This window comes from Chryseobacterium cheonjiense (assembly GCF_012927265.1).
Classification (GTDB): Bacteria; Bacteroidota; Bacteroidia; order Flavobacteriales; family Weeksellaceae; genus Chryseobacterium; species Chryseobacterium cheonjiense.
In genome coordinates, this window is the sequence record NZ_JABBGF010000001.1 from 2,053,037 (window position 1) to 2,078,366 (window position 25,330).

Consider the following 25,330-nt stretch of genomic DNA (forward strand, 5'->3'; position numbering starts at 1 on the left):
CTGTAATATTTTTTACTTACTAAAGCAATTCCCGTGCTTAAAAACATTCAGAGAAAATCAAGAATCTCAGGAATGGCCTGTAAGTTTTTTTAGCATTCCCTTAAAAATAATTCCGTGAAAAGGTAAAACAGAATACCAATACAACCTTCCGGAAATTCCATGCGGTCGGAAAACGGCTTTCTGCCAAAGCTTTCCGCGATACATTTTAAACATCAGCCAGGCTTCACCGGGAAGTTTCATTTCAGCAAAAAGAATGAGTTTGCCTTCCTGTCGGTCTGCATACAAAACCCTCCAGAAATCCAGGGCATCGCCTTCATGAAGCCTGTCGGGATGGGTACGCCCGCGCCTGAGGCCCGGCCCGCCTACCAGAAGATCCATAAATCCGCGGATTTTCCATAAGCTTTGCCCATACCATCCATTGGCTCCTCCAAGACGGAAAATCCTTTCGATGCACTTTTCGCGGTCATCATATTCCATACTTCTCAGATCGGTAAAGCATCCGTAATGAGGAACCTCCATAAAATCTTTAAGGCTGGTATCTCTTCGGCTGCTGATAAAGCTGTCTTTCCAGCTGGATACAATCTCATTCGCCTGAATTTTAGCCAATGTTCTTTTTAATGCTGTTTCATAAGAGAACGGCTGTATTCCGGTAATGCGTTTTATTTCACCAAGACTTTCGGGCCTGCAGATCACCTCTATCTTCATGCTTCCTACAAGCGCCGTGGCAAGATTATAGGAAGTGGACGTGATAAAATAAAGCCAGTATGAGGAAAGTTTCGGAGTCATTACGGGTAATGTAAAAATCTTTCTTTTCAGATTTCTTATCCTGGCAAATTCCATGAGCATCTGCTTATAGGTAAGCACATCATCACATCCTATATCAAAACTTTTATGGAAACTTTCTTCTTTAAACAGTACGAAGATCAGGAAATCCAGAACATTGGCAATCCCGATCGGCTGACATTTGGTGTCGAGCCACCTTGGCGCCACCATTACCGGCAGCTTTTCTACCAGATCACGGATAATCTCAAACGAGGCACTCCCCGATCCTATAATGATTCCCGCACGGAGAACCGTAACGGGAATTTTGCATTCCATTAAAATTCTTTCTACCTGAAACCTGGAGCCTAAGTGTTTTGAAAGTTCTTTTTCATTCACCAGGCCTGATAAATAAACCACGTGCTGACATTCAGTCGTTTCTATAAATGCGGCAAAATTCTCGGCGCATTTTTTTTCGGAGTCTTCATAATCATGGGTATTGCTCATGGAGTGCATCAGGTAATATGCCCCGGAAATATCCTTCGGAATATTTTCAAGGGTTTCCGGCTTCAGAAAATCCACCTCTACTACTTCTATCAGCGATTCATCAATATCCGTATTTTTTGAAAACCGCGTGGCATCCCTGCAGCAGCAGACCACTTTGTATCCCTGCGCAGCAATGACGCTGATCATTCTTTTACCGATATATCCTGTGGCTCCTGTAAGCAATATTTTTTTCATACGAAAGATTTTGTGATCACTTTTTTATCCCCGAAAAAATCATACCCTTTCCAGAAGATGTCCGAAATAATCTTTCTTTTTGGCAAGATAACTTTCATTAACTTCATTAAAATCTATCTCCAGAGGTATTCTTTCTTCTAAGGTTATTCCGCTGTTTTCCAGAGATTTCAGTTTGTCCGGATTATTGGTCAGCAGGTTTATTTTCTTTATTTCCAGAATTTTCAAGATTTCTACGGCAACGTCGAAGTTTCTTCCGTCGGCAGGTAAACCAAGCATCAGATTAGCTTCAACGGTATCAAAACCTTTTTCCTGAAGCGCGTATGCTTTCAGCTTATTGATGATCCCGATATTCCGTCCTTCCTGTCTGAGATAAATGATCATCCCGCCGTTTTCAGCCATAAATTTCATGGCCGCTTCCAGCTGCTGGCCACATTCGCATTTTTTAGAATGAAAAATCTCTCCGGTAATGCACTCCGAATGAAAACGTACATTTACTGTACTGTTAAAATCTGTATTTTGTGCTACAAGAGCCAGATGCGGACTCCAGTCGGATTCACTTTCTGAAAAAGCATACATCGTAAATAATCCGAAATCGGTTGGTATATTGGATTGTGCCTGTATTCTGATCATAATGAGTTTTTTAAAATTAATATCTAATACAAATTTATACTTTATTTATATATAAAGTAAATTAATTTACTAAATTTGTATATTAATATTTTCAATCACAAAAAAGTACTATTATGAAAAATATTGTGATCGTGGGATGCGGAACAGGCATCGGGCTGGCAACAGCAAAAATCCTTTCGGAAGACCATACCGTAACCGGAATCTCAAGAAGTAAACATCCAGACTCAGAATCTGCCGGGTTTAAGTTTTACGAAATGGATATTTTGTCGGGCAATCTTGACGACATTAGTTTTCCCGATATAGTTGACGGACTTGTTTATGCACCGGGAAGCATTAACCTGAAGTCTTTTAACCGGCTTTCTGAAGAAGATTTTATTAATGATTTTACGATTAATGTGCTGGGCGCCGTAAAATGTATCCGGAAACTGCTTCCGAATCTGAAGAAATCCGGCAGTGCATCAGTAGTTCTTTACAGTTCCGTAGCAGCAAAAACAGGAATGCCTTTTCATGCTTCCGTTGCTGCTAGCAAATGTGCAGTGGAAGGTCTTATAAGAAGCCTGGCTGCCGAATTCTCGGCTCAGAAAATAAGATTTAACGCTATTGCCCCGTCTTTAACGGACACTCCGCTCGCCTATCATCTTCTTTCCACGGCAGAAAAATGTGAGGCTTCGGCAAAAAGACATCCGTTGCAGAGAATTGGTAATGCTGATGAGATTGCCAAACTCACAGCTTTTTTACTTTCGGATGATACATCATGGATTACAGGACAGGTTTTCGGGATTGATGGAGGTTTAAGTACCATAAAACTGTAATACTCATTATTAAACAATATTTTTAATCTAAATTTGCAGTATGAATACTGACTTTTTTATCGATCTGCTTTATCAGGTAAAAGATTTTGAGAATTCGGATGCTTATAAGCCGAATTCCAGTGTTGAGGACTTCCGTCTCTGGCTGAATGATAAAAAATACCGGGAAGAAAGCCCCACAAAATTATTTACCACAGAAGAGCATGAAGTGTCGTTTACAGAAAATGAGATCTGTAAGCAGGTATTGCTGCTGGGCAGATATTCCAGGCAGCTTATCAGAAAAGGCCTAGGGGAATTCCCGAATCTTGCCAATGAGGAGTTTACGTACCTTTACCGTCTGAAAGATGAACCAAACCTCACGAAAATTCAGCTGATTGAAAGAAACGGACACGAAAAACAGACCGGGACACAGATCATCAAACGTCTTCTGGAATCAGGAATGGTTGAGGAAAGAAATGATGATGAAGACCGAAGAAGCAAGCGGCTGAAACTTACAGCCAAAGGTGAGGAATTATTTCATGAGTCGGTAGAAAGTGTCAACAGAACTTCCCAGCTTCTCTCGGGTAAACTGGCCAAGGAAGAACGGGAAGAATTATTAAAACTGCTGAAAAAACTCAATGAATTTCATTCTCATCTTTATCATGAGTACAGAAATTCCGGTTTTAATGATATGATTCAATTATTATAAAAGGTTATTTATCATTTTTAAGGTAAAAACTGCATTTTACATACCCATATTTATTTATACATACAAAAAGTTCAATATATTTGTCTACCATATCATTAAGAAAAAACCGACCAAACCATCTCTTTCAATGAAAAAATACTTTGGGTTTTTATTACTCGTATTGCTTCCGCTTAACGCTTACAGCCAGCAGAATCTTTCTGCGGATGAATTATTTGTAAAGGCAAGAACCGCTGCATTCGACGAAAAAGATTACACAAAATCTATTGATCTTGCAAAACAGGCTTTAGAAAAAGCACCCAATTATACAGATATTTCCGTCTTTTTAGGAAGATTATATACATGGAATAAAGATACCGAAGCTGCCCGAGCCGTTTTTACAGAGCTAGGTAAAAAAGAGGTTCAGGATGAGGATTATTTTATTGCCTATGCTTCTCTCGAGTACTGGAATGACGACAATACCAAAGCTATCGAGATCATTGATAAAGGATTATCTTATCATCCCAATTCCGAGGCACTGCTTCTTCTGAAGGCAAGAGCTCATTATGCCAATAAAGAATATCAGGAAGCTGAAACGGCTATTAAAAATCTGTTGGCCATTAACCCTAAAAATACGGAAGCGATTAACCTTGCGGTAAGAATCAATGACCTTGCTGCTAAAAATGCGATAAGTGTTACTTATAATTATTCTCATTTTGACAAGCAGTTTCCGGATGACTGGCATATTGTAAGTGTAGGTTACAAGAGAGTGACACCGATAGGATCTGTGATCCTGAGAGCAAACTATGCCAATAAATTTGCAGAAAACGGCGTACAGGCAGAGCTGGAAGCGTATCCTAGGTTATCTGATATGTTTTATCTTTATGTAGGCGGAGCATATTCCAATGACGTCGGAATTTTCCCTAAATACCGTACAGGTGTTTCTTTGAACGCGAATCTTCCGCACAGCTTTGAAGCGGAGATCGGCTATAGACAGCTTTATTTCAGCAATAATATCTGGATGTACACGGCTTCCGTAGGAAAATATTATAAGAATTTCTGGTTCAATATCCGTACGTATATTACCCCGGATAATAAAAATATTTCCCATTCTTACACAGGAACCATACGTTATTATACCAAAAGCGCACAGGATTATTTTGCATTCCAGATCGGGACAGGGATCAGTCCTGAAGAATCCCGCAACAACCTTCTGGAAAATGAAACTTTTAAACTGAAAACCTTTAAAGTGGGCGGAGAATACAATTTCTCAATTAAACGAAACCTGTTTTCTATAGGAACGATGTATTACAATCAGGAATACCGGCCTAACGAGAAAGGAAATCAGTTTGATGTTACTTTAGGGTATACAAGAAAGTTTTGATTTAAATACTGATCATCATTAAAAATAATTGATATTTTAATGCTGTAAAACAATAGCTTAAAGGATGGTTTAGCCATCCTTTTTTCATTACTTATATTAAATTATGATTAAAAATGAATTTATAATTTATTTTTATCATTAAGGAATTAAGGCTCTTTAGCTTAAAAGTTAAATAAAAATTAATTACTGGTATTCAATTAGAATCAGCTTAAGTCACTGAAATTATTACTATTAAATTTAGAATAAACAAAGTTTACTGAGTTTTAGATCATTAAGAAAAAGCCATAAATTTATTAAGTAATATAAGCAGGTTATAAATTTTCAACAAAAAAAGTTTATTGAAATTGATTCAATAAACTTTTTACTGTATTAATAATGGATTTAGATAAGGTTTATCAGTATCGCTTATACCTTACTGACCCGTTTTTTTCTTAAAATTGGTAAATACAGAATCCGGCATCAGCTTTTTCGTCTGATAGAATTCGGAATTCATTCTTTTAAACTGATCAAAGCGTCCTTTAATCTTTTTTAACATATCAGGATTATCATAGCTTTCTTCATCCAGATTATTAAGGATGAAAAGTTTGTTGTCATGCATATAATACTTATCTGCTACAAAATCTGCCAGAAGACTCTTACTTTGCATAATCGGATAATCTGCTTTAGTTATATCTGAATCTGAAGATAATCCTTTCCCAACCCATGTTACAGTAGATGGCGTACGCAGGTTGTAATTTTTGCGGTAATATGCCAGTACCGAAGGGGCAATATCAAAATGGCTTGCATTTTTGAGGAACTTCTTGGGACCTTTCAGCAATGGTGAATAGATCATCATCGGTACATGGAACCTGTCAATTTTATCCTGGATAAGAATTTCCGGCATACTGTGGTCTCCGGTAACAAAGAAAATGGTTTTGGCAAAATCCGGTCTTTTACGGTAATTATCGAAGAACTGCTTTAAGGCATCGTCCGCATTCAGGATGGAAATCAACTGATCTTTATACTGTACTGCCCATTTTTTCTGTTCAGGTGTCAGAAGATTGGATCTTAATCTTTCATTATACATTTTTTCATAATACGCTTTGTTATTAATCAAAAACGGATTGTGGGTGGAAAGTGTAAGAATCATATTGAAATAAGGCTGTCCCTGGACTTTCTGCTCTTCAAGTACTTTTCTGAAAACTGCCTGATCTTCGTATCCCCAGCTTTCTCCTTCGTTGGTTGCAGGGAGCCTTTTGTAGGTACCTCCTCCGTAAGATGCGATATCTACAATATGATTCACTTTACTGTATTGAAGGTAATTCCTGTAATTATCAAAGTTCAGGTTACCGCCATAATAAAATCCGGTTTCAAAGCCGTTTGCTTTAAGAATATTGAAAAGATTAAAATGATCCGGAGTTTCTTCAATTTCCAGGAATCCATTTTTACCGAAAGGTAAAGATCCCGTAAGCGAAGGTAAAGCGGCAAATGTTCTTCCTGCAGTACTGAGGCCGTTTTCCCAATACAGACTCTGATTGGAGAGCGCGTCCAGAAAAGGGGTAAAGTTACCCACATATCCTTTCGGGGAGGTGTAGGCATGGCCAAAACCTTCCAATACAACAAATACAAGGTTAGGAACTTCCTGAGATTTGTTTAAATAAGGTCCCAGAAAATCCTGTGTATCTTCTTTTTTCCAGAAAGGAAATGCTTTGTTCAGCATCGTATTGCTTGAGGCAATCTCCTCGTCGCTTCCCAGAAATTCAGTAATCTCAGGATGGTCGCTGATGAAATTTTCCTCATTCGCTTTAAAGAAGTAAGCCCATTTGCTTTTTGCAGCATTCTGGCTGAATTCGTTGGCCTTGTCTAATGTTGCTGGATGCAGAGCTTCGCTGGGAATAAAGAAAGCAATTAATCCTAAGGAAAGAAATGCCACTCCCGGATAAATGGACTTGAACCCGGAACGGCCGGATATCCATAATGGAACAAATGACAGCGCCAGTAAAATAGCAAAAAGCGCATAGTTTTTAAAATTAAGCATTCCGCTGGCCTGCAGAATTTGCTTCATCTCCTCCTTGCTGTAGTAGATGAGGTCTGCCCCGAGTAAATTTCCTGTTTCAGAAAAATAAAGAAACAAGATATACTGTAAGACGATCACAATCCCGCATGCAGCAATAGCCAGTATTTTTGCCCAGCCTTCTTTAATAAAGTTAACAATAAGATATATGATTCCAAAGCCAAACATAAGCTGGAATATGAAAAGAATATTGTCGGTAAAAAGAGAACTTACAACGGATGAAGTATCCATTTTCGTGAACATAAATCTGTACCAGAGCCATTCTGCAAGAATCCCGAGGACAAAAAGAATACTGAAAGCAGAAGCCAGGGCACCCCACTTTCTGAGGCCATGTTTTAAAATTGCCCATATTTTATCCTTCAGCGGTAAATCTTTTGTATTCTGATTAAAACCCTGCCTTGTCATTTCGCCCCAACCGTGCGACTTTTTAAAATAATCGATAAAGCCGTTTACTCCCGCTCTTACCACGATAGGGTGAAAATAGAACGGTTCTGAGAAGGCTGTTCCGATGAGGGCAAAGAAATCTTTTCTTTTACCGTACACCTGATGGCTTACCATGTCTACCAATATTCCGTATACCGAATACAGGAATCCCATGGAAAGCACAAGGGCAAACAATACAAAGAAAAACGGCCAGTTGATAATGCCCAGAAGAAGGAATAGGATAAAGACAATATAACCGGAGAATTCTACCAGAGGACCTAAAAACTCAAAGAAGAACCAGTACGGAAGACTTACCATTCCCAGTTTTCCATATTTGGGATTGAACATCATCTTGCGGTGTTTCCAGAGCGTTTCTATTGTTCCGCGCATCCAGCGGTTTCTTTGTTTTTTAAGGATATCTTTAGTTTCCGGAACTTCAGTCCAGCACAGAGGATCGGGGATGGTGAGCACTTCGTAAGGTTCATTCCGTTCTTCCATATATTTTCTCATCCTTACGACAAGCTCCATATCTTCACCTACCGTATTTCTGTCATAACCGCCGCAATCCAAAACAATTTTTCGGTCAAAAACCCCGAAGGCTCCGGAGATGAGAATAAGTCCTGAAGCCCTGGACCAGGCCATTCTACCAAGTACGAAAGCCCGGATATATTCTAATGCCTGCGTTCTTCCCAATAAGGTTTTCGGCATATTTACGCTCACCACTTTACCGTCTTCAATCACACAGTTGTTTGCCAGACGGATCACCCCGCCGCAGGCGATAATTTCTTTGTCTGTCTGTTCAAGAAAAGGTTTTGCCAGCCTGAGAATAGCATCCTGTTCCAAGATACAGTCTACGTCAATACACACAAGATAATCTCCGGAAGAAACATTGATTCCTACATTCAGGGCATCCGCTTTTCCTCCGTTTTCTTTGTCTACTACAATAAGCTTTCTGAAAGCCTGGTTCCTGCTTTTATAAATTCCTTTTATCTTGTTGGTTTCAATTTTTCCCTGTACAAAGTAAGATACGCACTCCAGATCGTAGGCCTCAATAAGCTTTTGCATAGAATCATCTTTACTTCCGTCATTGATAATGATGATTTCAAGATTATGATAGTAAAGGGATAACAGAGATCTTACATTTTCAACAATCGTCATTCCCTCATTATAAGCCGGAGCCAGAAGGCTGAAAACAGGAGCATTGGGATTGGCTGCAATAATGCTGTAATCGGTAAAAACATTTTCTTTTTTATACCTCAAAACTGCTCCAAAAGCATACACCCCTACCCATCCATAAATAATGGCAACAGCCGTACCATAGATCAGGTACAGCCAGATAACGACCTCATAAACAACATTTGAAAATTCTAACATATTTTTTCCTGCAATGCGTATTTTACAATTTGAACTAATTCTTCGGAGGCCTCTTCCTCCGCGGCGAGCTCTGATAAATATTCACCATGACCTAATGAATAAAGGGCCTGTGCGGCATTCACTTTAAGGCCGGAAGGAACTTCTTCCGCGAGCTCTTTTTTAAGCAGATCGATGCAGCATTGATCTTTTGATACTTTTATCACCCTGAGAATTTCAAGGCGCACTTCATCCGGCTGATCGTAATAAATCCCGGAAAGATACTGAACCGTTTCAGGATTTTCCAGCGACATCAGGGTCTGTACGGCTTTTACTCTCACCTCAACCGAAGCAATACTGAGCAAGCCAATGACTTTTGGGTAAAAGGAAAGCAGCTGGAACTTTTTTATTAGTTTAAGGGTAAAAATAATAACCGTATCATTCTGACTTTCCAGCCAGTCTGCGATTTTTTCTTCCGAATCTTCCGGCAACGAGGAAATGGAAAGCAGAAACCGAAGCTGCTGCCATTCTGAAATTCTGGTTGGAAAATGATCCAGGAAACTCAAACCTTCGAAACCTTTGAATCTTACCATAGCATACTGGGCTTCCTGGTAAACCTGTGGTGAGGAGTGTGATAAATACGTTTCAATCTGCGGTATCGCTTCCTGAAATTCCATGACGGTGAGTTCACGTATTCCTCTGGCAATAAGGTAAGCTTTTTTCTGGGTAAGCTTTTTTATTGCTTCTTTGCGGAGATCATATTCCTTAAATAAATCCTGTATTCTGTTTTTAGCAGCTCCGGAGAATTTTTTTTCCGAATCTACCAGTTTCTGGAGAAAAAGATTTCTGAACGAAGCATTTACGGAAAGTGCTTTAAAGTAGATATCTTCCGAGAGTTCTTCTTCTCCGTACACAATAACATCAGATATTTTCTTATTGATTGTTTCGGACCAGCCCGCTGTACGCACAGATTTGTTATATTCGATCAGATTGTATATAAGCACAATAACAGCCAGCAGCATTACCAGTGACAGCATCACGATAAAAATGAGAAAAAGAAAATGTACTGATGCAATAATCATTCTGTTTTAATTTGATAAAAACCTTTTGACTCTCAGCATCAGCTCACTGGGGCTGAATGGCTTTACGATAAAATCTGAAGCTCCCAGATCGAAAGCATTAAGCACCACTTCTTCCTGACCCATGCTGGAAAGCATGATTACGGGTGTATCTTTCCCCATTGATTTTATTGCTGATAATATTTCTATTCCTGAGGCAAAAGGCATCATAATATCCGTAATGGCGAGATCCACATCTCTCTCCTGCAGGGTTTCAATAGCTTCTTTACCATTTCGGGTCAATATAACCTCATGCCCTTCTTTCAACAATTTATGTTCTATTGTTTTAAGAATCAGTTCATCATCTTCTGCGATCAAAATTAACATAGCTCTGATTTTTTACTTTATTAAATTTTTTATTATATCTGTTCCTATTCTTATTTCTTCTTTTATTTCACTATTCATGGCCGAAAAATCCATGTCATCTGCTGTCATCTTTTCCCATTTCGACGCCCGTTCTGCGAGCTTGAAAAGCCCTGCAATCCCTCCGGTACCTTTAAGTTTATGAAGAATCATTTTTATTTCTGCAACGTCTTTTTCTTCAGCTGCCTTTTCTATATTTATTTCTACCTGGGTAAGCTCCTGGATCAGCAGATTGAGAAACATTTCTTTAAAATCGTCATCATCATCACCTATTTGCTCATTCAGCGTATTGATATTGATATACTTTTCGGGTTTCATTTCCGATTGATTTTCATTCTGACTGACATCTGCTTTTTTACCATTATTGCCGTTTACGCTGATGTATTTTTCAAGCATTTCCAGAAGGTCTGCCTGTCTGAGGGGTTTGGGAAGGAAATCATTCATTCCTGCTGCCAGGCATTTTTCTTTTTCACCCAATACATTTCCTGCCGTAACGCCGATGATCGGTACATTTTCATATTCCGGAAGCAGGCGTATCTGCTGTGTAGCTTCGATACCGTTCATTACCGGCATCTGTACGTCCATAAGGATAATAGAAAACTGCTTTTTCCTGCATTCTTCCAGAGCTTCCAGTCCGTTAACGGCTTCGGTTAAATGTGCATCCGGAGTCAGGGATTTCATCATCCTGTTATTCAGCACCATGTTTACGGGATTATCGTCTACCAGAAGAACTTCCAGATTATTCATAAAGGAATAGGAGTCGTCTTCCGTCATTTCCTCAGGAATCACTTCGATTATATTACTTTGTGCGACCCTTCTGAGGGTTTTATATAAATCATCTGATTTAATTGGCTTCAGAAGGAAATATGAATTTTCTTCTTTGCGGAACGAATTGATCACATCATGTTCTTCTGAAGAAGTGTGAAGGACAACCAGCGGGGAAATTTCATTCCGTTGATTAAAGAGCTCCCTGATTTTATCTATGGTTTCCAGTCCGGAGATAACAGGCATATGATAATCCATCAAAATCACATCGAAGCGCTCTCCTTTCAGCAGGATTTGTAATGCTTCCATTCCGTTGGCAGCCAGCGTAGATTCGATATTTTTATAAGCGAGCATATGCTGAAGAATGATCCTGTTGGTTTCATTATCATCCACCACCAAGGCTCTTTGAATGGTCATATCATCATCTTCGCGTAGTTCGGATATTTCGTAAGGAATCTCAATATCAAAGAAAAACACGGAACCTTTTTCCGGTGCACTGATCAGTGACAGGTGACTGCCCATATATTTCAGAATATTGTTTGAGATGGTAAGTCCTAGACCTGTTCCTCCATATCGTTTACTGATGGAGCTGTTTTCCTGGGTGAAAGCGTTGAATATATATTTCTGCTTTTCAACAGGAATACCGATTCCGGTATCCCGTACTGAGAAGCGCAGGGCAATATTTTTATCGTCCATGCGTAATTTCTCCACTTTCAGCTCAATCTCCCCTTTTTCTGTAAATTTCACAGCATTACCCAGAAGATTAATCAGGATCTGTTTTAATCGGGACTCATCGATCAAAAGCGTTTTAGGAAGTCCCGGTTCAATATTCAGAAGAAGCTCAATATTCTTTTTCTGGGATTGGTACAAAATGACGTTAATAACCTGGCTCAGCATGTCGTAGACATCGCTATTTTCAATTACAAGTTCCATTTTTCCGGATTCTATTTTAGAAAAATCCAGAATATCATTAATGATATTGAGCAGGTTTTCACCCGATTCATTGATGTAATTCAGGTATTGGGTCTGTATTTCGTTCAGCGGTGTCCTGAGGAGAAGATCAGAAAATCCGATCACCCCGTTTAGAGGAGTACGGATCTCATGGCTCATATTGGCCAAAAATTCTGACTTTGCCTTGCTGGCAAGATCTGCTATTTTCTTGGCATTCTTCAATTCTTCATTAACCTGTACGGCATGTGTAATATTCTGTATAGAAACAATAACACCCCCTACTTCATCTTCCGTAAGATACCACGGTCCTACTTTCAGGTCGTAATGCTGAAGTTCATCCCTACCATCTATCTTCATGGTAAAGTCTTCATCGATATGGGTTTTTCCCAGCAAGGCATTTTTATAAATTTCTTTTCTTTCTTCGGGAATATCAGGAGATATGGTGAACAGATTTTTTCCGATAAGATCCATATCATTCATATAGAATTCTTCTTTCCAGCGGGTGCTTACCGAAACATAATTGAGGTCTTTATCAAACATGGCCAGAGGAATCGGGACGTCGGTTACGAAAGACTGCATCATGGCTTCTTTTCTGGCCACTTCCAGAAACATTTTCTTAAAACCATCAATGTCCTGAATAATCCCAAAAACCCTGTTGCACACATCGCCGTCAAATTCCGGAATGCCTTTTACCCTTACCCAGATCGTAACACCGTCATTGCGGACCAGTTGGAATTCTTCATCAAAGGGAATTCCTTCTGTTACAGCTCTGTCGAACAAATATTTCATTCGTTCTCTGCTGTCTTCTTTATAGAATCCGAGAGCGTTTTCGAAATCCGGCTGGAAATTATTTTTTATCTTATGGATTTCTTTAGTACTCTGAGACCAGAAAACATTACCGGTTTTCATCTTTACTTCCCATCCTCCTACCTGGGCAACAGAGCTTGTCTGTTCCAGCATCTTTTTAGTGTAGATGAGATCTTTTTCTAGAGTCATTCTTTCGGTAACGTTCAGGGCAGTACTTACAACATACGGCTTTCCTTCTTTATCGATCTCAACCATATTATGATACATCCATATCAGCTCTTCACCTTCTTTTGTTTTCAGGATCATAGTCCCGAAATCTTCTTCATTCTGATTGATTCGCTCAAGATACTGTTTCAGCAAAAGCCAGTTTTGTTCGGGCACCAGGTCTTTAAGATTAAGACTTTTTACTTCATCTGCAGAATAATGCAGTGTTTCTCTTCCTTTTTCGTTTACTGCCAGAATATTGCCTTCCATATCGTGCATGCTCATCAGGCCAATGGCATTTTCAAAGAAACTTCTGAAACGTCTCTCTGAGCTTTCAAGCTGTTGTCTTTCCTCAATCTGCTGGGTAATATTCGTTCCGAAGCAGAAAATTTCAGAAAATTTCTGATTTTGTGTGAGATACCATTCTACGATGACTGAAGTTCCATCCTCAATTTTAGTAGAAGTTGTAAAGGTAATCTCTTTTCCCCCGTGCGGTAATTTCTGGATTTCCGGCAGTGATTTCAGATCCTGTTTTAAGAGAGTGAGAAAACTATGTTCAACAGCTTTTTCTTTAGAGATTGAAAAAACCTTCTCAAAAGAAGGATTCACATCTTTAAGCATGAAATGATTATCCAGAACACAGATCAGATTGTTTGAAATATTAAATGTCTGATGAAAATATTCTGCATTAATGGTTTCTCTGCTGTTCATAAGCAGACTTGTAACAACTTCGCCGAGTTTTTTAAGCGCCGATATTTGGTTGTCCGTTAATGTTTTAGGTTTAAAATCGATCACACAGATCGTTCCCAGTGCAAATCCTTCGTCATCAATAAGCGGCACGCCGGCATAAAAGCGAATCCCTCCCTCCAGAATTAACGGATTATCAGAAGATCTTTCATCCAGAAGCGTATCTTTAATAATCACAACTTCACCACTCGCCACAGAATATTGGCAAAGCGTATTCTTCCGGTCTACAGAATCCATAGAAAGCCCTATACAGCTTTGGATTCTCTGCGTGTCTGCTTCCATTACCGCTATAATAGAAGAGGGGCAGTCTGTAATGAGACATGCCGTTTGCGCAAAAACATCCAGTTGCGGATCTTTTGCCAGTTTTATGAGATCAAGAAGCTCCAGTTTTTTTATTCTTTCAGCTTCGTTGTCGGGAAATGGATAGCTATTCATAATTGACAACTAATTTCTTTAGTAATGTTAAATATAATTAGAAAATTGCTAAAAAAATAGTTTTTTATAAAGTTTTAGTATTATATCACATTAAAGAGATTAGCACTTTTCAGGCTTAAATCTAATAAAAATTTATCTGAGTATCAAAAAACTGGCTCAGATATGGGTTGATGTGGTATATTTTATACGATCTTATATCAAGGAAGTAAAAAAAAGCTCCTCAGATATTTGAGGAGCTTATAGAAGTGACTGCAAAATGAAGTGTATAGATATCTCAAAGATATATGATATGTGACGGAGGTTTTATGATCTATGTCATATTGTACCGTTTTTCGTTCACATTTTTATAAAATCAAGATATCGACCTTTTCTCATTCTGCTTATCAAGTTCAAGTTTGAAGCATCCTAATATAAACTCTGTGTAATATAACTGTGCATTTACCTGCTTTGTCCTGGAGTGCAGATCAAGTTTCTCGGAAAGGATCACCTGCCCTTTGTAAACAATAGAAAAATAAGCATATAGTTTTTGATTCGACTCGGGTACAGGTGTCGCGTATCCTGTCACAGCAATAGACCAGTCGGTTTTAAACGATTTTGCTACATTAAGCGCCATTGTTTCTGCAATATTCGGGGACACACAGTCACAGGAGGCGGCTTCAGCTTCATCAACGTTCAGCAGACGTACTTTTTCATCAAGCGTATATGCCGTGATACCACCTTTAAAAAATTTTGAAGCATCTTTCATTTGGGAAAAAGAAAACTGGAGAAACCCGGAACTTACACTTTCTGCTACGGAAACGGTTTCTTCTACCTCTAAAAGATAGTTTCCAATATATTCAAACAGGTTCTGCAGTTCTATAATAAAATATATAAGTGATCTTACGGAGAGCTCTTCTGAACTGACTCCGATTTTTGAGTGTTTTAAAATCATTAATTCTGTTTTATTTTAATACTTATTCTGTACTTTCCTCATTGGGAAACCGCAATTTTTCGCTGCATTATTGATGTCTGACGGCCAATTTCCGAAAGTTAGAATACTGGTCGTACAGCCGGCTAATGTTACATAACAAAGCTTGCGCCAACAGATGCTCAGACTATCGGTAAGCAGACAGTACTTCCGTCATTCTTTCAAAAAAATGCCTTTTATAAAAAATATAATTGCAGTATGTAGAATTGCTTTATGTAAGAGAAGTATAGATGAATGAATCTAATTTAGGGAATGCATGACGGAATTGTTATGATTAAGATCATTATGAAATATCTTTTTATTTCTACGATGGCAATAGCAGAAGGCGGGATAAGATGTTGAAGCAATATATTACAAAGTCCTTACTATAGAAAATGTGAATACATATTAGCTTACATTCTATTTTGATAAATTTCGGATGATCTTACGCTGAAATAAAGAATTATTTCTACAATACACTAAAATCAAAGATTCGTAAAGCGAACAGCTCAACAGATAAAGAAAAGATAAGAATATGGTTATGCTGGAAAATTAATTTCATTTTTGTTTTCAGTCTGTATAAAAACCCAGCCTGATAATTAAGAAGTTCATATATTTCTTCTGCATTATAACAATCGGGAACTTTACGGTTGTTAATCTCTTTAATTCCCCTTCTTTTCATTGCTTCATAGATGAGAGATGCAAAAGACTCCTTGGCAGACTGCTTTTTGTCCTGCTGGGAAATTCCGGCGGAATGGAGCCTGTATTTATACAACACTTCATCAATATACATTGCTTCTCCGAGTTCCAAAACCTTTAAATATAAGTCCTGGTCTACTGCTCTTTTAAGATCGGGATTAATACCTTCCGTTTTGAAATAGATATCTTTTCTGAATGTAAAAAAATGAGCAACCTGAATAGGACAGTTAAAAAAGTACGGATCGTTGTAAATTTGTTTTGTACCACTGTATACATATTGTGGCGATAATTTCTCATCACACATCAGCATTTTGGAATAGGTCGCAACAATATCAGGTTTGTTATACATTTGTACAGATTTCTCCAGCGCCTGTGGTAGCAAAGCATCGTCAGGATCAAGGAAGCCGCAAATTTCACCAACAGCATACTTAACACATTTGTTTTTGGTAAAGCCGCATCCTTTGTTTTCGGTATTTTTATATAGTCGGAACCTGCTGTCATTCTTTATTTTAGATTGTATTATCTGTAAAGAATCATCTGTAGAGGCATCATCTACAATAATAGCCTCCCAATTTAGGTGAGTCTGATTGACTAACGAAACATAACAGTCGTTGAAAAATTTACCATTATTATAATGTGCGATCAGCACAGAAATTTTTTTCATCATTAGTTTTTATGAGTTAAATTTAATAAAAAAAACACAATACTTGCCAAAAATTTTTAACAATTCATTAAACGCAAATATTTGAACGATAAGTGTTATTTCAGAATTGCGTATAAAATCTCCCAGATAAAATATTCACAATTTGATCTGATTTTAACAATTCCCAATTCTTGTATATCAAGCAATATTTAATGCTTCTGATTTCAATGCCGTTTAATAGTAAACATCATTTAAAAATCACATCGTCCATATAGTATAAATTAATACTATATATTTTATTTAGATAAATTTTATTACTAATTTTACCTGTAAATAAAATCTGTCATGGACGAACAAACAACAATTACCAAAGAAAAAATATTTGAATTATATGGCGATTATCTTTTAAATCACGGAGAAAAGCCAAAAAATGTTTACTTATTTGCTAAAGAAAATAGCTTCGAGGAAAAAGAGTTTTATCATTATTTTTCAGGATTTGATCATATTGAAAAAGAAATACTGAATCATCTTTTCATAAAATCCATTGAATTAGGCGCCGAAGTAAACTCCGCCGAAGGAATTTCTACTAAAGAGAAGCTTCTGAATGTATATTTTATTTTCTTTGAAAATCTTACAATTAACCGTTCTCTTATACTTTCAATTTTAGGACCTTATAAATTTCAGAATATAAAAACCCTTCAGAACCTTCGTGAAACGCACAGACAGTTCATCAAATCACTGGATTTTAATGAATGGGAAATGATTGAAAAAGCAAAAGAAGGCCTTAGGAGATTCAACGACAAATCAAGAGAAGAAGTACTTTGGCTTCATTTGGTTTCCATTATTAATTTTTGGAAAAACGACACGTCGCCGGACTTTGAAAAAACAGATATTTTCATCGAAAAAACCATTGATACCGGTTTTGAGCTGGTAGACAACGAGCCGCTTAGAAAAGTTTTTGACCTTGGAAAATTCCTTTGGAAGGAAAAATTTAAAATGAGCTAAATGAAAACATTAAATAAAATACCCACAGGAAAGATTGAACGAACCAGCAGCCTCCTGAAAGCCGGTGCAAAAGTCGGGGTAAATTACCTGAAATATTATGGCAATAAAATCACGAAGGACGAAGATGAAGCCCGCAAAATTTTAAATGAAGATAACGCTTCAGATATCTACGACTCACTGAAAGAGCTGAAGGGTTCCGCTCTCAAAGTTGCGCAGATGCTGAGTATGGAGAAAAATATTCTGCCGGTGGAATATGTAGAAAAATTTTCGCTTTCACAGTTTTCCGTTCCGCCTTTGTCGGGTGCGTTGGTGAAGAAAACGTTCAGGAAGTACTTCGAAAAAAATCCTGAAGATATTTTTGATGAATTCTCTTCCGAATCCGTAAACGCGGCGAGTATCGGGCAGGTGCATACCGCAAGAAAGGGAGATAAAAAACTGGCGGTAAAAATACAGTATCCCGGTGTAAGAGAAAGCATTTCCAGCGATCTGAAGATGGTAAAACCGATTGCGATGAAAATGTTTAACATCAAAAAGGAAGGTTCCGAATCTTACTTTCAGGAAGTGGAAGATAAATTGTTTGAGGAGACCGATTACAATCTGGAACTTAAAAGAAGTCAGCATTTTGCAGAAGAATGCAGTCATCTTCCGAATGTGAAATTTCCACACTATTATCCCGAATATTCCTGCGAAAAAATCATCACGATGGACTGGATGTCCGGGCTGCATTTTTCGGAATTCACCAAGAAGCAAAACAGCCAGGAAGATGTAAACAAAATCGGGCAGACACTCTGGGATTTTTATATGTACCAGATGCATGTCCTGAAAAAAGTTCATGCCGACCCGCATCCCGGCAACTTCCTGATTTCCGGGAATAAAGAATTGCTGGTTATTGATTTCGGCTGTATTAAAGAAATTCCGGAGGATTTTTACATTCCTTATTTCGAGCTTGCCAAAGAAGAAAACCTTAAAAATCCTGCAATTTTCCGTGAGAAATTATTCACACTCGAAATTCTTCGCGAAGAAGATTCGGAAAAGGAAAAAGAATTTTTTTCTACGCTGTTCTACGAATTGCTGGAACTTTTTACAAGACCTTTTAACCGGGAAATATTCGACTTTTCAGATGAAACTTTCTTCCAGGAAATTGCTGATCTGGGACAGAGATATGCCAAAATAAGTGATATGAAAGGGATGAATACCAACCGTGGTTCAAGACATTTTATTTATCTGAACCGGACATTTTTCGGGTTGTACAATATGATGCATGATCTGAAAGCGAAAGATGTAGCCATTAATAATTTTAAAAATTATTGTGAGTAAGGTTTAACCGCAAAAGCCACAAAAGATTTTCGACGTTTTTATAAGTTATTCAAAACGCAAAAAGGTCGAAACGATTGTGTTGGGATAAATAAATCAGTAAGAGGTCGCTCCTACGGAGCTCTTGCTTAAAAAGATGGAGCGACATGTTAATATTACAATTGTATTTGAATTAAAATTTAATAAAAGAATATGCCTTCAGGATTACCGTCTAAGATATGTGAAGTCTGCGGACTGCCTTTCAACTGGCGGAAAAAGTGGAAGAAAAACTGGGACGAAGTAAAATATTGCAGCGAAAGATGCCGGAAAAACAAAAAATCAATATCCTCTGGTTCACCCAGGATTTGAGAACGAGAGATTCTGAATCGTTATATAAAATTATGCAGGAAGATTTGCCTTTTCTTGCCGTCTATGTTTTTGACGCTGACTTTTTTGACCAAAAACAATTCGGTTTGAGAAAAATCGGGAAATACAGAGCAAAATTTCTTCTGGAAAGTGTAGAAGATCTAAAGCTGAATTTAACCAAACAAAATATTCCTTTTTTAGTAAAATACGGCAGAACAGATGAAGTCTTTAAAGAAATCTCCGGAGAATTCGAAATCGTAAAAATTTTCTGTCAGGAAGAATGGACAAAAGAAGAGATGGAGCTGCAAATAAAAATTCATCAGATTGTTCCATCTGCTTTTTGGATAAAATCCTATTCGCAGTTCCTGATCCATCCGCTTTTTGTTTTTAAAACGCTGGATAAAATTCCGATACTTTTTACGACATTCAGGCAGAAAATTGAGAAAAACATTCTGATTCGTCCGGAATTCCAGTCGGAAAACCTGATATACCGTAAGACTGAAATTCATTTTGAAAGTGACAAAATTACCCTTACATCCTTAGGTTTTAATGATTTTAAAACAGATGAAAGAAGCACTTTTCCTTTTTGCGGCGGTGAAAATGAAGCCCTGAAAAGATTAGATTCTTATTTTTCAGCAACCAACAACATAAGCCGGTATAAAGAAACACGCAACGGACTCACCGGGACAGAATACAGCTCGAAATTTTCTGCGTGGCTTGCTAATGGAAGTATTTCCGCCGTTACCATTTATCATGAAATCAAAAGATACGAAAAAGAATTTGGAAGTAATGATTCTACTTATTGGCTGATTTTCGAACTGCTTTGGCGGGATTTTTTCAGGTACGTTTCTTTACAGCATAAAGATTTGATCTTCAGTAAAAACGGAATTACGAACAGACAATACACTGCTGAAAACAATGATAAACTCCTCTTTCAATGGAGAGAAGGAAAAACATCTTCCGATTTCATTAATGCGAATATGCTCGAATTAAAAAATACCGGCTGGATGAGCAACAGAGGGCGGCAAAACGCGGCTTCTTATTTCTGCAAAATTATGAAGCAGGACTGGAGAATAGGAGCTGCTTATTTTGAGGAAATGCTGATTGATTATGACGTACACAGCAATTACGGCAACTGGATGTATCTTGCCGGCACCGGAAATGATAACCGTGACCGGACTTTCAATCCTGAAAAGCAGGCAGAACTATATGATCCCAAGCAAGAATTCCGAAGATTATGGCTAATACAGTAAAACATACCGCCCAGCTTATTTTTCCACATCAGCTTTTTAAGGATACTGATTATCTGGATAAAAGTCAGCCAGTGTTTCTGGTTGAAGAATTTCTATTTTTTAAACAATATTTATTTCATAAACAGAAGATCTCCTTTCACAGAGCGACCATGAAGTTTTATGAGAATGAGCTGAAAAAATCAGGCTTTGAAGTTGAATATATTGAAAGTTCATCGAAATTTTCGGATATCAGAAATTTAATTCCGGAACTTGAAAAAGAACATTTTGAAATAATCAAAACCACAGATGTCTGCGATAACTGGTTAGAAAAAAGACTCAAAGAGACGAAATTGAAATTAGAAATTCTCGATAGTCCTCTCTTTATCAATACCAAAAAAGAGCTCAAAGATTATTTTGAGAGTAAAAAATCCTACCATCAGACCGATTTCTACAAACAGCAGCGCATTACCCGGAATATCCTGATGAAAGCAGGAAAACCGCTTGGCGGAAAGTGGACTTACGACACCGAAAACCGGAAAAAATATCCGAAAAATAAGAAAGCTCCTCCGGTTCATTTCCCGGAAAACAATGAATATTACGAGGAAGCTAAAAAGTACACCGAAAAATATTTTGCCAAAAACTACGGAACATTAACGGATGAGCAGCTCTACCCCATTACTTTCAGAGAAGCTGAAAAATGGCTGAAACAATTCCTGGAAATACGTTTTCATGAATTTGGCGTTTATGAAGACAGCATTGTTGAAAAAGAACATTTTTTGCATCACAGCGTCCTTTCTCCCTTGATGAACGTTGGGTTGTTAACTGCCGAAAATGTACTGTTAAAAGCCATTTCGTTTGCTAAAGACAACGATATTCCGGTAAATTCTCTGGAAGGATTTGTTCGTCAGATTCTGGGTTGGCGGGAATTCGTTCGGGGCGTCTACCTTTATCGGGGAACGTATCAACGGAATAAAAATTACTGGAAACACAACAAAAAACTTCCGGAATCTTTTTACACAGCAAATATGGGAATCCGCCCGATTGACAGTTCGCTCCGGAAGATTCTGAAAACCGGTTATGCACATCATATTGAAAGACTGATGATTTTTGCCAATTTCATGAGTTTATGCCGGTTCAATCCGGATGAAGTGTATCAGTGGTTTATGGAGATGTTCATTGACTCTTACGATTGGGTGATGGTTCCGAATGTGTACGGTATGAGCAGCTTTTCGGATGGCGGAACAATGAGTACAAAACCCTACATCAGCGGCAGTAATTATATCAAAAAAATGAGCGATTATCCCGATGGTGACTGGGCAGAACAATGGGACGCCCTTTTCTGGAATTTTATTAATGACCATAAGAATTTCTTTGCTAAAAATCCGAGATTGGGAATGATGCTGAGAACATTAGAAAAAATGCCGGAGGAAAAACGAAACCAGCATTTTAAAATGGCAAAAGAGTTTATTGACAATTTGAAATAAATTTTACCGCAAAAATCACATGAACTGATTGAAAATAAATGTACATCGGGCTAAAGCCCGACGCAACTCACAGAATATAAATTCAATAAAAATGAACAAAAACCTCAACATACAGGAAATCGACAGAATCATAGAAATGGCGTGGGAAGACCGAACGCCGTTTGAAGCAATAAAATTTCAGTTTGGAACCAGTGAATCTGAAGTGATCGAAATTATGCGGAACGAACTTAAAGAATCAAGTTTCAGGCTTTGGAGAAAGAGAGTGAATTCGGGAGTAAGCCGGAAACACCTCAAAAAACGGAGTGAAGAAATCAGCCGGTTTAAATGCAGCAGACAAAAAGCGATCAGCAATAATAAAATTTCAAAACGATAATATGAAAAACCAAAGCAAAAAATCCTGCTTTGGTTTAACTAATTATTTTGATTTAAGTTCTATTAATTTTTTATGATCATTATTATCTGGTTTCCAAAATTTCTATTCATATTTAGAAAAATCTACAGCAAATATACACCTGTTGACCTGGCTTCCGTTTTGAGCTCCGGCATTAGGCTCATACTCCGTCAGACTCCATAAGTAACCATATTGAGATTCATAATAAAGGGATTCCGCTCCATACGGCCATCGGTAGCGAACGGTATCATCGGCTCCGTCTGTATAACGCGCCAATCTCGCATTTGAGCCATAAGAATTGCTTGGCGACCCCGTGCATGACAGCCATGTCCTGTTTCCTTTCCGAAACACGCCCTGTATGCCATGCGCATGATTATCCGCAAAGAGACTATTCTTTGGAGCGACTTCTACGATTCCTGTGTTTTGAAGTACTCCGCTCGCATTAATAGGAAAACCAAACACTTTAGGAACAATAGAAGCATCGGCACTGCCTGCATAATATTGCCCGGTCCACAAATGAGTTCCTTCATCATTCACCTGTACGGTAGAAAATGGATTGGCATTATTGATTTTTTGGTAACCAATCTGTGGCAAGATATAGCGGTAATTGAAAGCGAATAAATTTCCGTTAGCATCTTTTCCGCACTTATCATTGGTTGTATCGCCTGTACTGACTTCAATTATTTTATTCAAATCGAAAACGCGAACCCCTAAATTCGTACTGCTTAAATATATTTTACCTTTAAAATAAGCAATTCCACCGGCGTGTACATTTAACGGTGCATAGGAACCGTATTGCGAATAGGCGGTTGTATTTGCCGGAATATCCGGCTGCACCAACAGAATATGACGGTACGTAAGATAAGTGCCTGAGCTGGGGCTGATGTCAATGAGTGTAATTCGGGAGCCTTTAAACTCGGCATCATCTTTTGCATACCAGCTTACCAGAAGGTAGCGGACGCCATCTTTGGTAAATCCTGCAATTCCCTGCGGTCTCCAGATTGATGTCGTTTCATCATCGGTGTTCCAGCGGATTCCTCGCACCCTGTTTTCTTCAGGGACGTTGAATCCGTAGACCTCGGTGTAGGCATTCCCGCCGATCGCCTGACGGTTTTTGTCAACCTGAGACGGGTTTAAAAAACTAAAACCGGAATTGATATAAGCACTTGTATCAACATAAGGATTGACCGTAACATCTGCAGCTTCTTTACTTGCAATGGCTTTCGAAGAAAGTTCTTCTCCCACTGAAGCTGAGGCAAATTCATCATTCTGACATCCGACGCCTGTCACGGCAAGCAAAAGCATCCATCCGAGGACTTGTTTCTGAATCATAAGTAATTTAATTTAATCGTTATAAATTGCTTGCGAAACTATCGGATTCTCTTTTTATTCAGATCTCGTAAGCGTTAACTATGTATTAAATTTATGATTCAATATTCAGGATAAGATGTGACTGAAGTTAAATTTATTGTTTGAAATCAGTTAGCCACTGATAACATTAAAATAGCATTATATACAAATTCACTATCAATGAAAATAAAATTAAAATAATTGTCTCTTTAAAATAGTGATATTTCTTTTTATAAAAAACGGCAAGCAAATATGAAATCAACAAAAAGAAAAGTCCTATTGTCGTTAAGAATATAGTTCTGGTTATCAGTGCCGGATAAAATTCATTTTCAACAATTTCTTCCCAGTCCTCTTTACTTCCCATCCAGAAGTTGGCAAAAAAAAGCAAAGCAAGTATTGTTAATAAATACACTATACCTTTTAAAACAATATAAAAACTATCATTTTTTATTTTTTCCATCTTGGCCATAAATAATTTATTGATGTTGTGATGTGAATTGTTGGGCTGTTTAACTGCTTTCTGTGAGACATCTTATGAAGATTTTAAAAAGAAGTCATTAAAATCTCTATATGAACTAATTGCTGAGAAGAAAGATCATCATTTATAATTTTTATCACTGGTCCACTGGACAGAAGTAATGAATCAGTTGTCATAAATTTTACAGTATAATTTCCGTTGAGTGAATCTAATAAATTAAATCTAAATATGTTATTATTAGTTTTTAACCTTTCCCCAACGATTTTATTAGAATGTTGTTCTAAAAAACCTTTTTCATTTAAATAGAGTTTATTAATATTAACTTTTTTAATAATTGTATATTTTTTTTTAAATTAATTATTTTGATGTTTTTCAAATCCCAAACACCTCCAATGTATTTTGTTTTTTGATATTTTTTTTCTGTTGGTTTAGAGACGAAGATATATTCAACATTTGTAGGAGCAATATTACTTCCGTCTTTCTTATTGTTTTCTTCTTTACAAGAAACCCAAATTAAAATAAATCCAAAAAAAAGATTGTGATTCAATCTTTTTAATAAGATATTTTGATTCATCCCTCTTGATATTTCTATATATTTTCCCACTAAGGTTTTGCGTATTTCATTCTTTTTATCAATTGGGTAGAATGATAACCATCAAGACCGGAACCTGCAACGGTACCTGCCTTTTCAATATCAAAAATACCCTGATCTGCATCCCAGATTTCATTGGGAAAATATAATTCCACAATTTCGCCGACTATCAATTGGGTATTGTTAATCTCAATAGGAATAATATCTTTCAGGTACAAACCAATTTTTATATTCGATTCCTGAACATACGGTGCTAAAAATTCATTTTTATATTGAGCATTCAGTCCGGTAGCATCAAATTCCGACTGTTCTTTTTTATACCGTGCTGAAGTCTGGTGCGCTTTTTCGAAAATATCTGCATTAACGTGATTAATAGTATAGCATCCTGTTTCTTTTATATTTTCCAGCGTATGCCTTTCGACGGAATCAGGCCGGGAAATAAAACCCATTAAGGCAGGATCGGCTCCAAGATGTATTACAGAATTAAAGACCGCGAGATTGGTTTGACCGCCCTTATCTACCGTTCCGATTAAATTAAGACTTTTAAAACCGCTTAGGGAATTGATCAGTGCTGTTCTTGCCCTTTTCTCCATATTGGCAATCTGCTGGTTGGTAAAATGTGTTAACATCAATGAGTGAAATTATTTT

At 37.6% G+C, this 25,330-nt stretch carries 21 protein-coding genes; 9 read left to right on the top strand and 12 right to left on the bottom strand.

Annotated elements, in window-relative coordinates:
• Positions 1-66 precede the first annotated feature (66 nt).
• Both HHL20_RS09265 and ribA read right to left on the bottom strand, forming a co-directional pair.
• A complete protein-coding gene (locus HHL20_RS09265) occupies positions 67-1,500 on the bottom strand; it encodes an SDR family oxidoreductase (RefSeq protein ID WP_169230848.1) in 1,434 nt (477 codons plus the stop codon).
• 39 nt (positions 1,501-1,539) lie between these two features.
• Positions 1,540-2,130, bottom strand: a complete 591-nt coding sequence (gene ribA / locus HHL20_RS09270; protein WP_169230849.1) for a GTP cyclohydrolase II — start codon at positions 2,128-2,130, stop codon at positions 1,540-1,542.
• Between the two features lie 113 nt (positions 2,131-2,243).
• Between ribA and HHL20_RS09275 the strand changes: the two genes are divergently transcribed.
• The 3 genes from HHL20_RS09275 (at position 2,244) to HHL20_RS09285 (ending at position 4,987) form a co-directional block, all read left to right on the top strand.
• Positions 2,244-2,942, top strand: a complete 699-nt coding sequence (locus HHL20_RS09275; protein WP_169230850.1) for an SDR family NAD(P)-dependent oxidoreductase — start codon at positions 2,244-2,246, stop codon at positions 2,940-2,942.
• A gap of 40 nt (positions 2,943-2,982) precedes the next feature.
• Positions 2,983-3,627 carry a MarR family winged helix-turn-helix transcriptional regulator gene (locus HHL20_RS09280; RefSeq protein ID WP_169230851.1) on the top strand — a complete coding sequence of 215 codons (645 nt, stop codon included), beginning with the start codon at positions 2,983-2,985 and terminating at the stop codon, positions 3,625-3,627.
• 127 nt (positions 3,628-3,754) lie between these two features.
• The gene (locus tag HHL20_RS09285; protein ID WP_169230852.1) at positions 3,755-4,987 is read left to right on the top strand and encodes a YaiO family outer membrane beta-barrel protein; all 1,233 of its coding nucleotides are present in this window, start codon (positions 3,755-3,757) and stop codon (positions 4,985-4,987) included.
• A 412-nt stretch (positions 4,988-5,399) separates the two neighbouring features.
• Here HHL20_RS09285 and HHL20_RS09290 read toward each other — a convergent pair whose 3' ends face one another.
• The 6 genes from HHL20_RS09290 to HHL20_RS09315 form a co-directional block, all read right to left on the bottom strand.
• On the bottom strand, positions 5,400-8,837 hold the full coding sequence (locus HHL20_RS09290; protein WP_169230853.1) for a sulfatase-like hydrolase/transferase: 3,438 nt from the start codon (positions 8,835-8,837) through the stop codon (positions 5,400-5,402).
• Positions 8,831-9,895: a HEAT repeat domain-containing protein gene (locus tag HHL20_RS09295; RefSeq protein WP_169230854.1), complete on the bottom strand. Its 1,065-nt coding sequence runs from the start codon at positions 9,893-9,895 to the stop codon at positions 8,831-8,833. Before HHL20_RS09295 ends, HHL20_RS09290 begins: the two co-directional genes overlap by 7 nt.
• A gap of 6 nt (positions 9,896-9,901) precedes the next feature.
• Positions 9,902-10,258 (bottom strand): response regulator transcription factor, encoded by a 357-nt coding sequence (locus HHL20_RS09300; protein ID WP_169230855.1) that lies wholly within the window; start codon positions 10,256-10,258, stop codon positions 9,902-9,904.
• A 12-nt stretch (positions 10,259-10,270) separates the two neighbouring features.
• A complete protein-coding gene (locus HHL20_RS09305; RefSeq protein WP_169230856.1) occupies positions 10,271-14,203 on the bottom strand; it encodes a response regulator in 3,933 nt (1,310 codons plus the stop codon).
• A 352-nt stretch (positions 14,204-14,555) separates the two neighbouring features.
• A complete protein-coding gene (locus HHL20_RS09310) occupies positions 14,556-15,134 on the bottom strand; it encodes a CinA family protein (RefSeq protein ID WP_169230857.1) in 579 nt (192 codons plus the stop codon).
• 484 nt (positions 15,135-15,618) lie between these two features.
• Positions 15,619-16,515 carry a glycosyltransferase family 2 protein gene (locus HHL20_RS09315; RefSeq protein ID WP_169230858.1) on the bottom strand — a complete coding sequence of 299 codons (897 nt, stop codon included), beginning with the start codon at positions 16,513-16,515 and terminating at the stop codon, positions 15,619-15,621.
• 321 nt (positions 16,516-16,836) lie between these two features.
• Here HHL20_RS09315 and HHL20_RS09320 point away from each other — a divergent pair, with 321 nt between their 5' ends.
• The 6 genes from HHL20_RS09320 (at position 16,837) to HHL20_RS09345 (ending at position 22,244) form a co-directional block, all read left to right on the top strand.
• Complete coding sequence (locus tag HHL20_RS09320; RefSeq protein ID WP_169230859.1) at positions 16,837-17,496, top strand: TetR family transcriptional regulator C-terminal domain-containing protein; 660 nt, start codon at positions 16,837-16,839, stop codon at positions 17,494-17,496.
• Positions 17,497-18,813 (top strand): ABC1 kinase family protein, encoded by a 1,317-nt coding sequence (locus HHL20_RS09325; protein ID WP_169230860.1) that lies wholly within the window; start codon positions 17,497-17,499, stop codon positions 18,811-18,813. It abuts the gene before it with no gap.
• A 189-nt stretch (positions 18,814-19,002) separates the two neighbouring features.
• A complete protein-coding gene (locus tag HHL20_RS09330) occupies positions 19,003-19,158 on the top strand; it encodes a DUF2256 domain-containing protein (RefSeq protein ID WP_169230861.1) in 156 nt (51 codons plus the stop codon).
• Entirely contained in the window at positions 19,110-20,408 is a 1,299-nt protein-coding gene (locus HHL20_RS09335; protein ID WP_169230862.1) for a DASH family cryptochrome, read from the top strand. The genes HHL20_RS09330 and HHL20_RS09335 overlap by 49 nt, the downstream gene beginning before the upstream one ends.
• Positions 20,393-21,871, top strand: a complete 1,479-nt coding sequence (locus HHL20_RS09340; RefSeq protein ID WP_169230863.1) for a cryptochrome/photolyase family protein — start codon at positions 20,393-20,395, stop codon at positions 21,869-21,871. Before HHL20_RS09335 ends, HHL20_RS09340 begins: the two co-directional genes overlap by 16 nt.
• 91 nt (positions 21,872-21,962) lie before the next feature.
• Entirely contained in the window at positions 21,963-22,244 is a 282-nt protein-coding gene (locus tag HHL20_RS09345) for a TIGR03643 family protein (protein WP_169230864.1), read from the top strand.
• 102 nt (positions 22,245-22,346) lie between these two features.
• Here the strand turns inward: HHL20_RS09345 and HHL20_RS09350 are convergent, their stop codons facing one another.
• The 4 genes from HHL20_RS09350 to HHL20_RS09365 all read right to left on the bottom strand — a co-directional run bounded on the left by HHL20_RS09350 (position 22,347) and on the right by HHL20_RS09365 (position 25,311).
• Entirely contained in the window at positions 22,347-23,594 is a 1,248-nt protein-coding gene (locus tag HHL20_RS09350; protein WP_169230865.1) for a hypothetical protein, read from the bottom strand.
• Between the two features lie 166 nt (positions 23,595-23,760).
• Complete coding sequence (locus HHL20_RS09355; protein WP_169230866.1) at positions 23,761-24,081, bottom strand: hypothetical protein; 321 nt, start codon at positions 24,079-24,081, stop codon at positions 23,761-23,763.
• Positions 24,082-24,388: 307 nt separating this feature from the next.
• Positions 24,389-24,694, bottom strand: a complete 306-nt coding sequence (locus HHL20_RS09360; protein ID WP_169230867.1) for a hypothetical protein — start codon at positions 24,692-24,694, stop codon at positions 24,389-24,391.
• On the bottom strand, positions 24,694-25,311 hold the full coding sequence (locus HHL20_RS09365) for a flavin reductase family protein (RefSeq protein ID WP_169230868.1): 618 nt from the start codon (positions 25,309-25,311) through the stop codon (positions 24,694-24,696). The genes HHL20_RS09360 and HHL20_RS09365 overlap by 1 nt, the downstream gene beginning before the upstream one ends.
• Positions 25,312-25,330 lie beyond the last annotated feature (19 nt).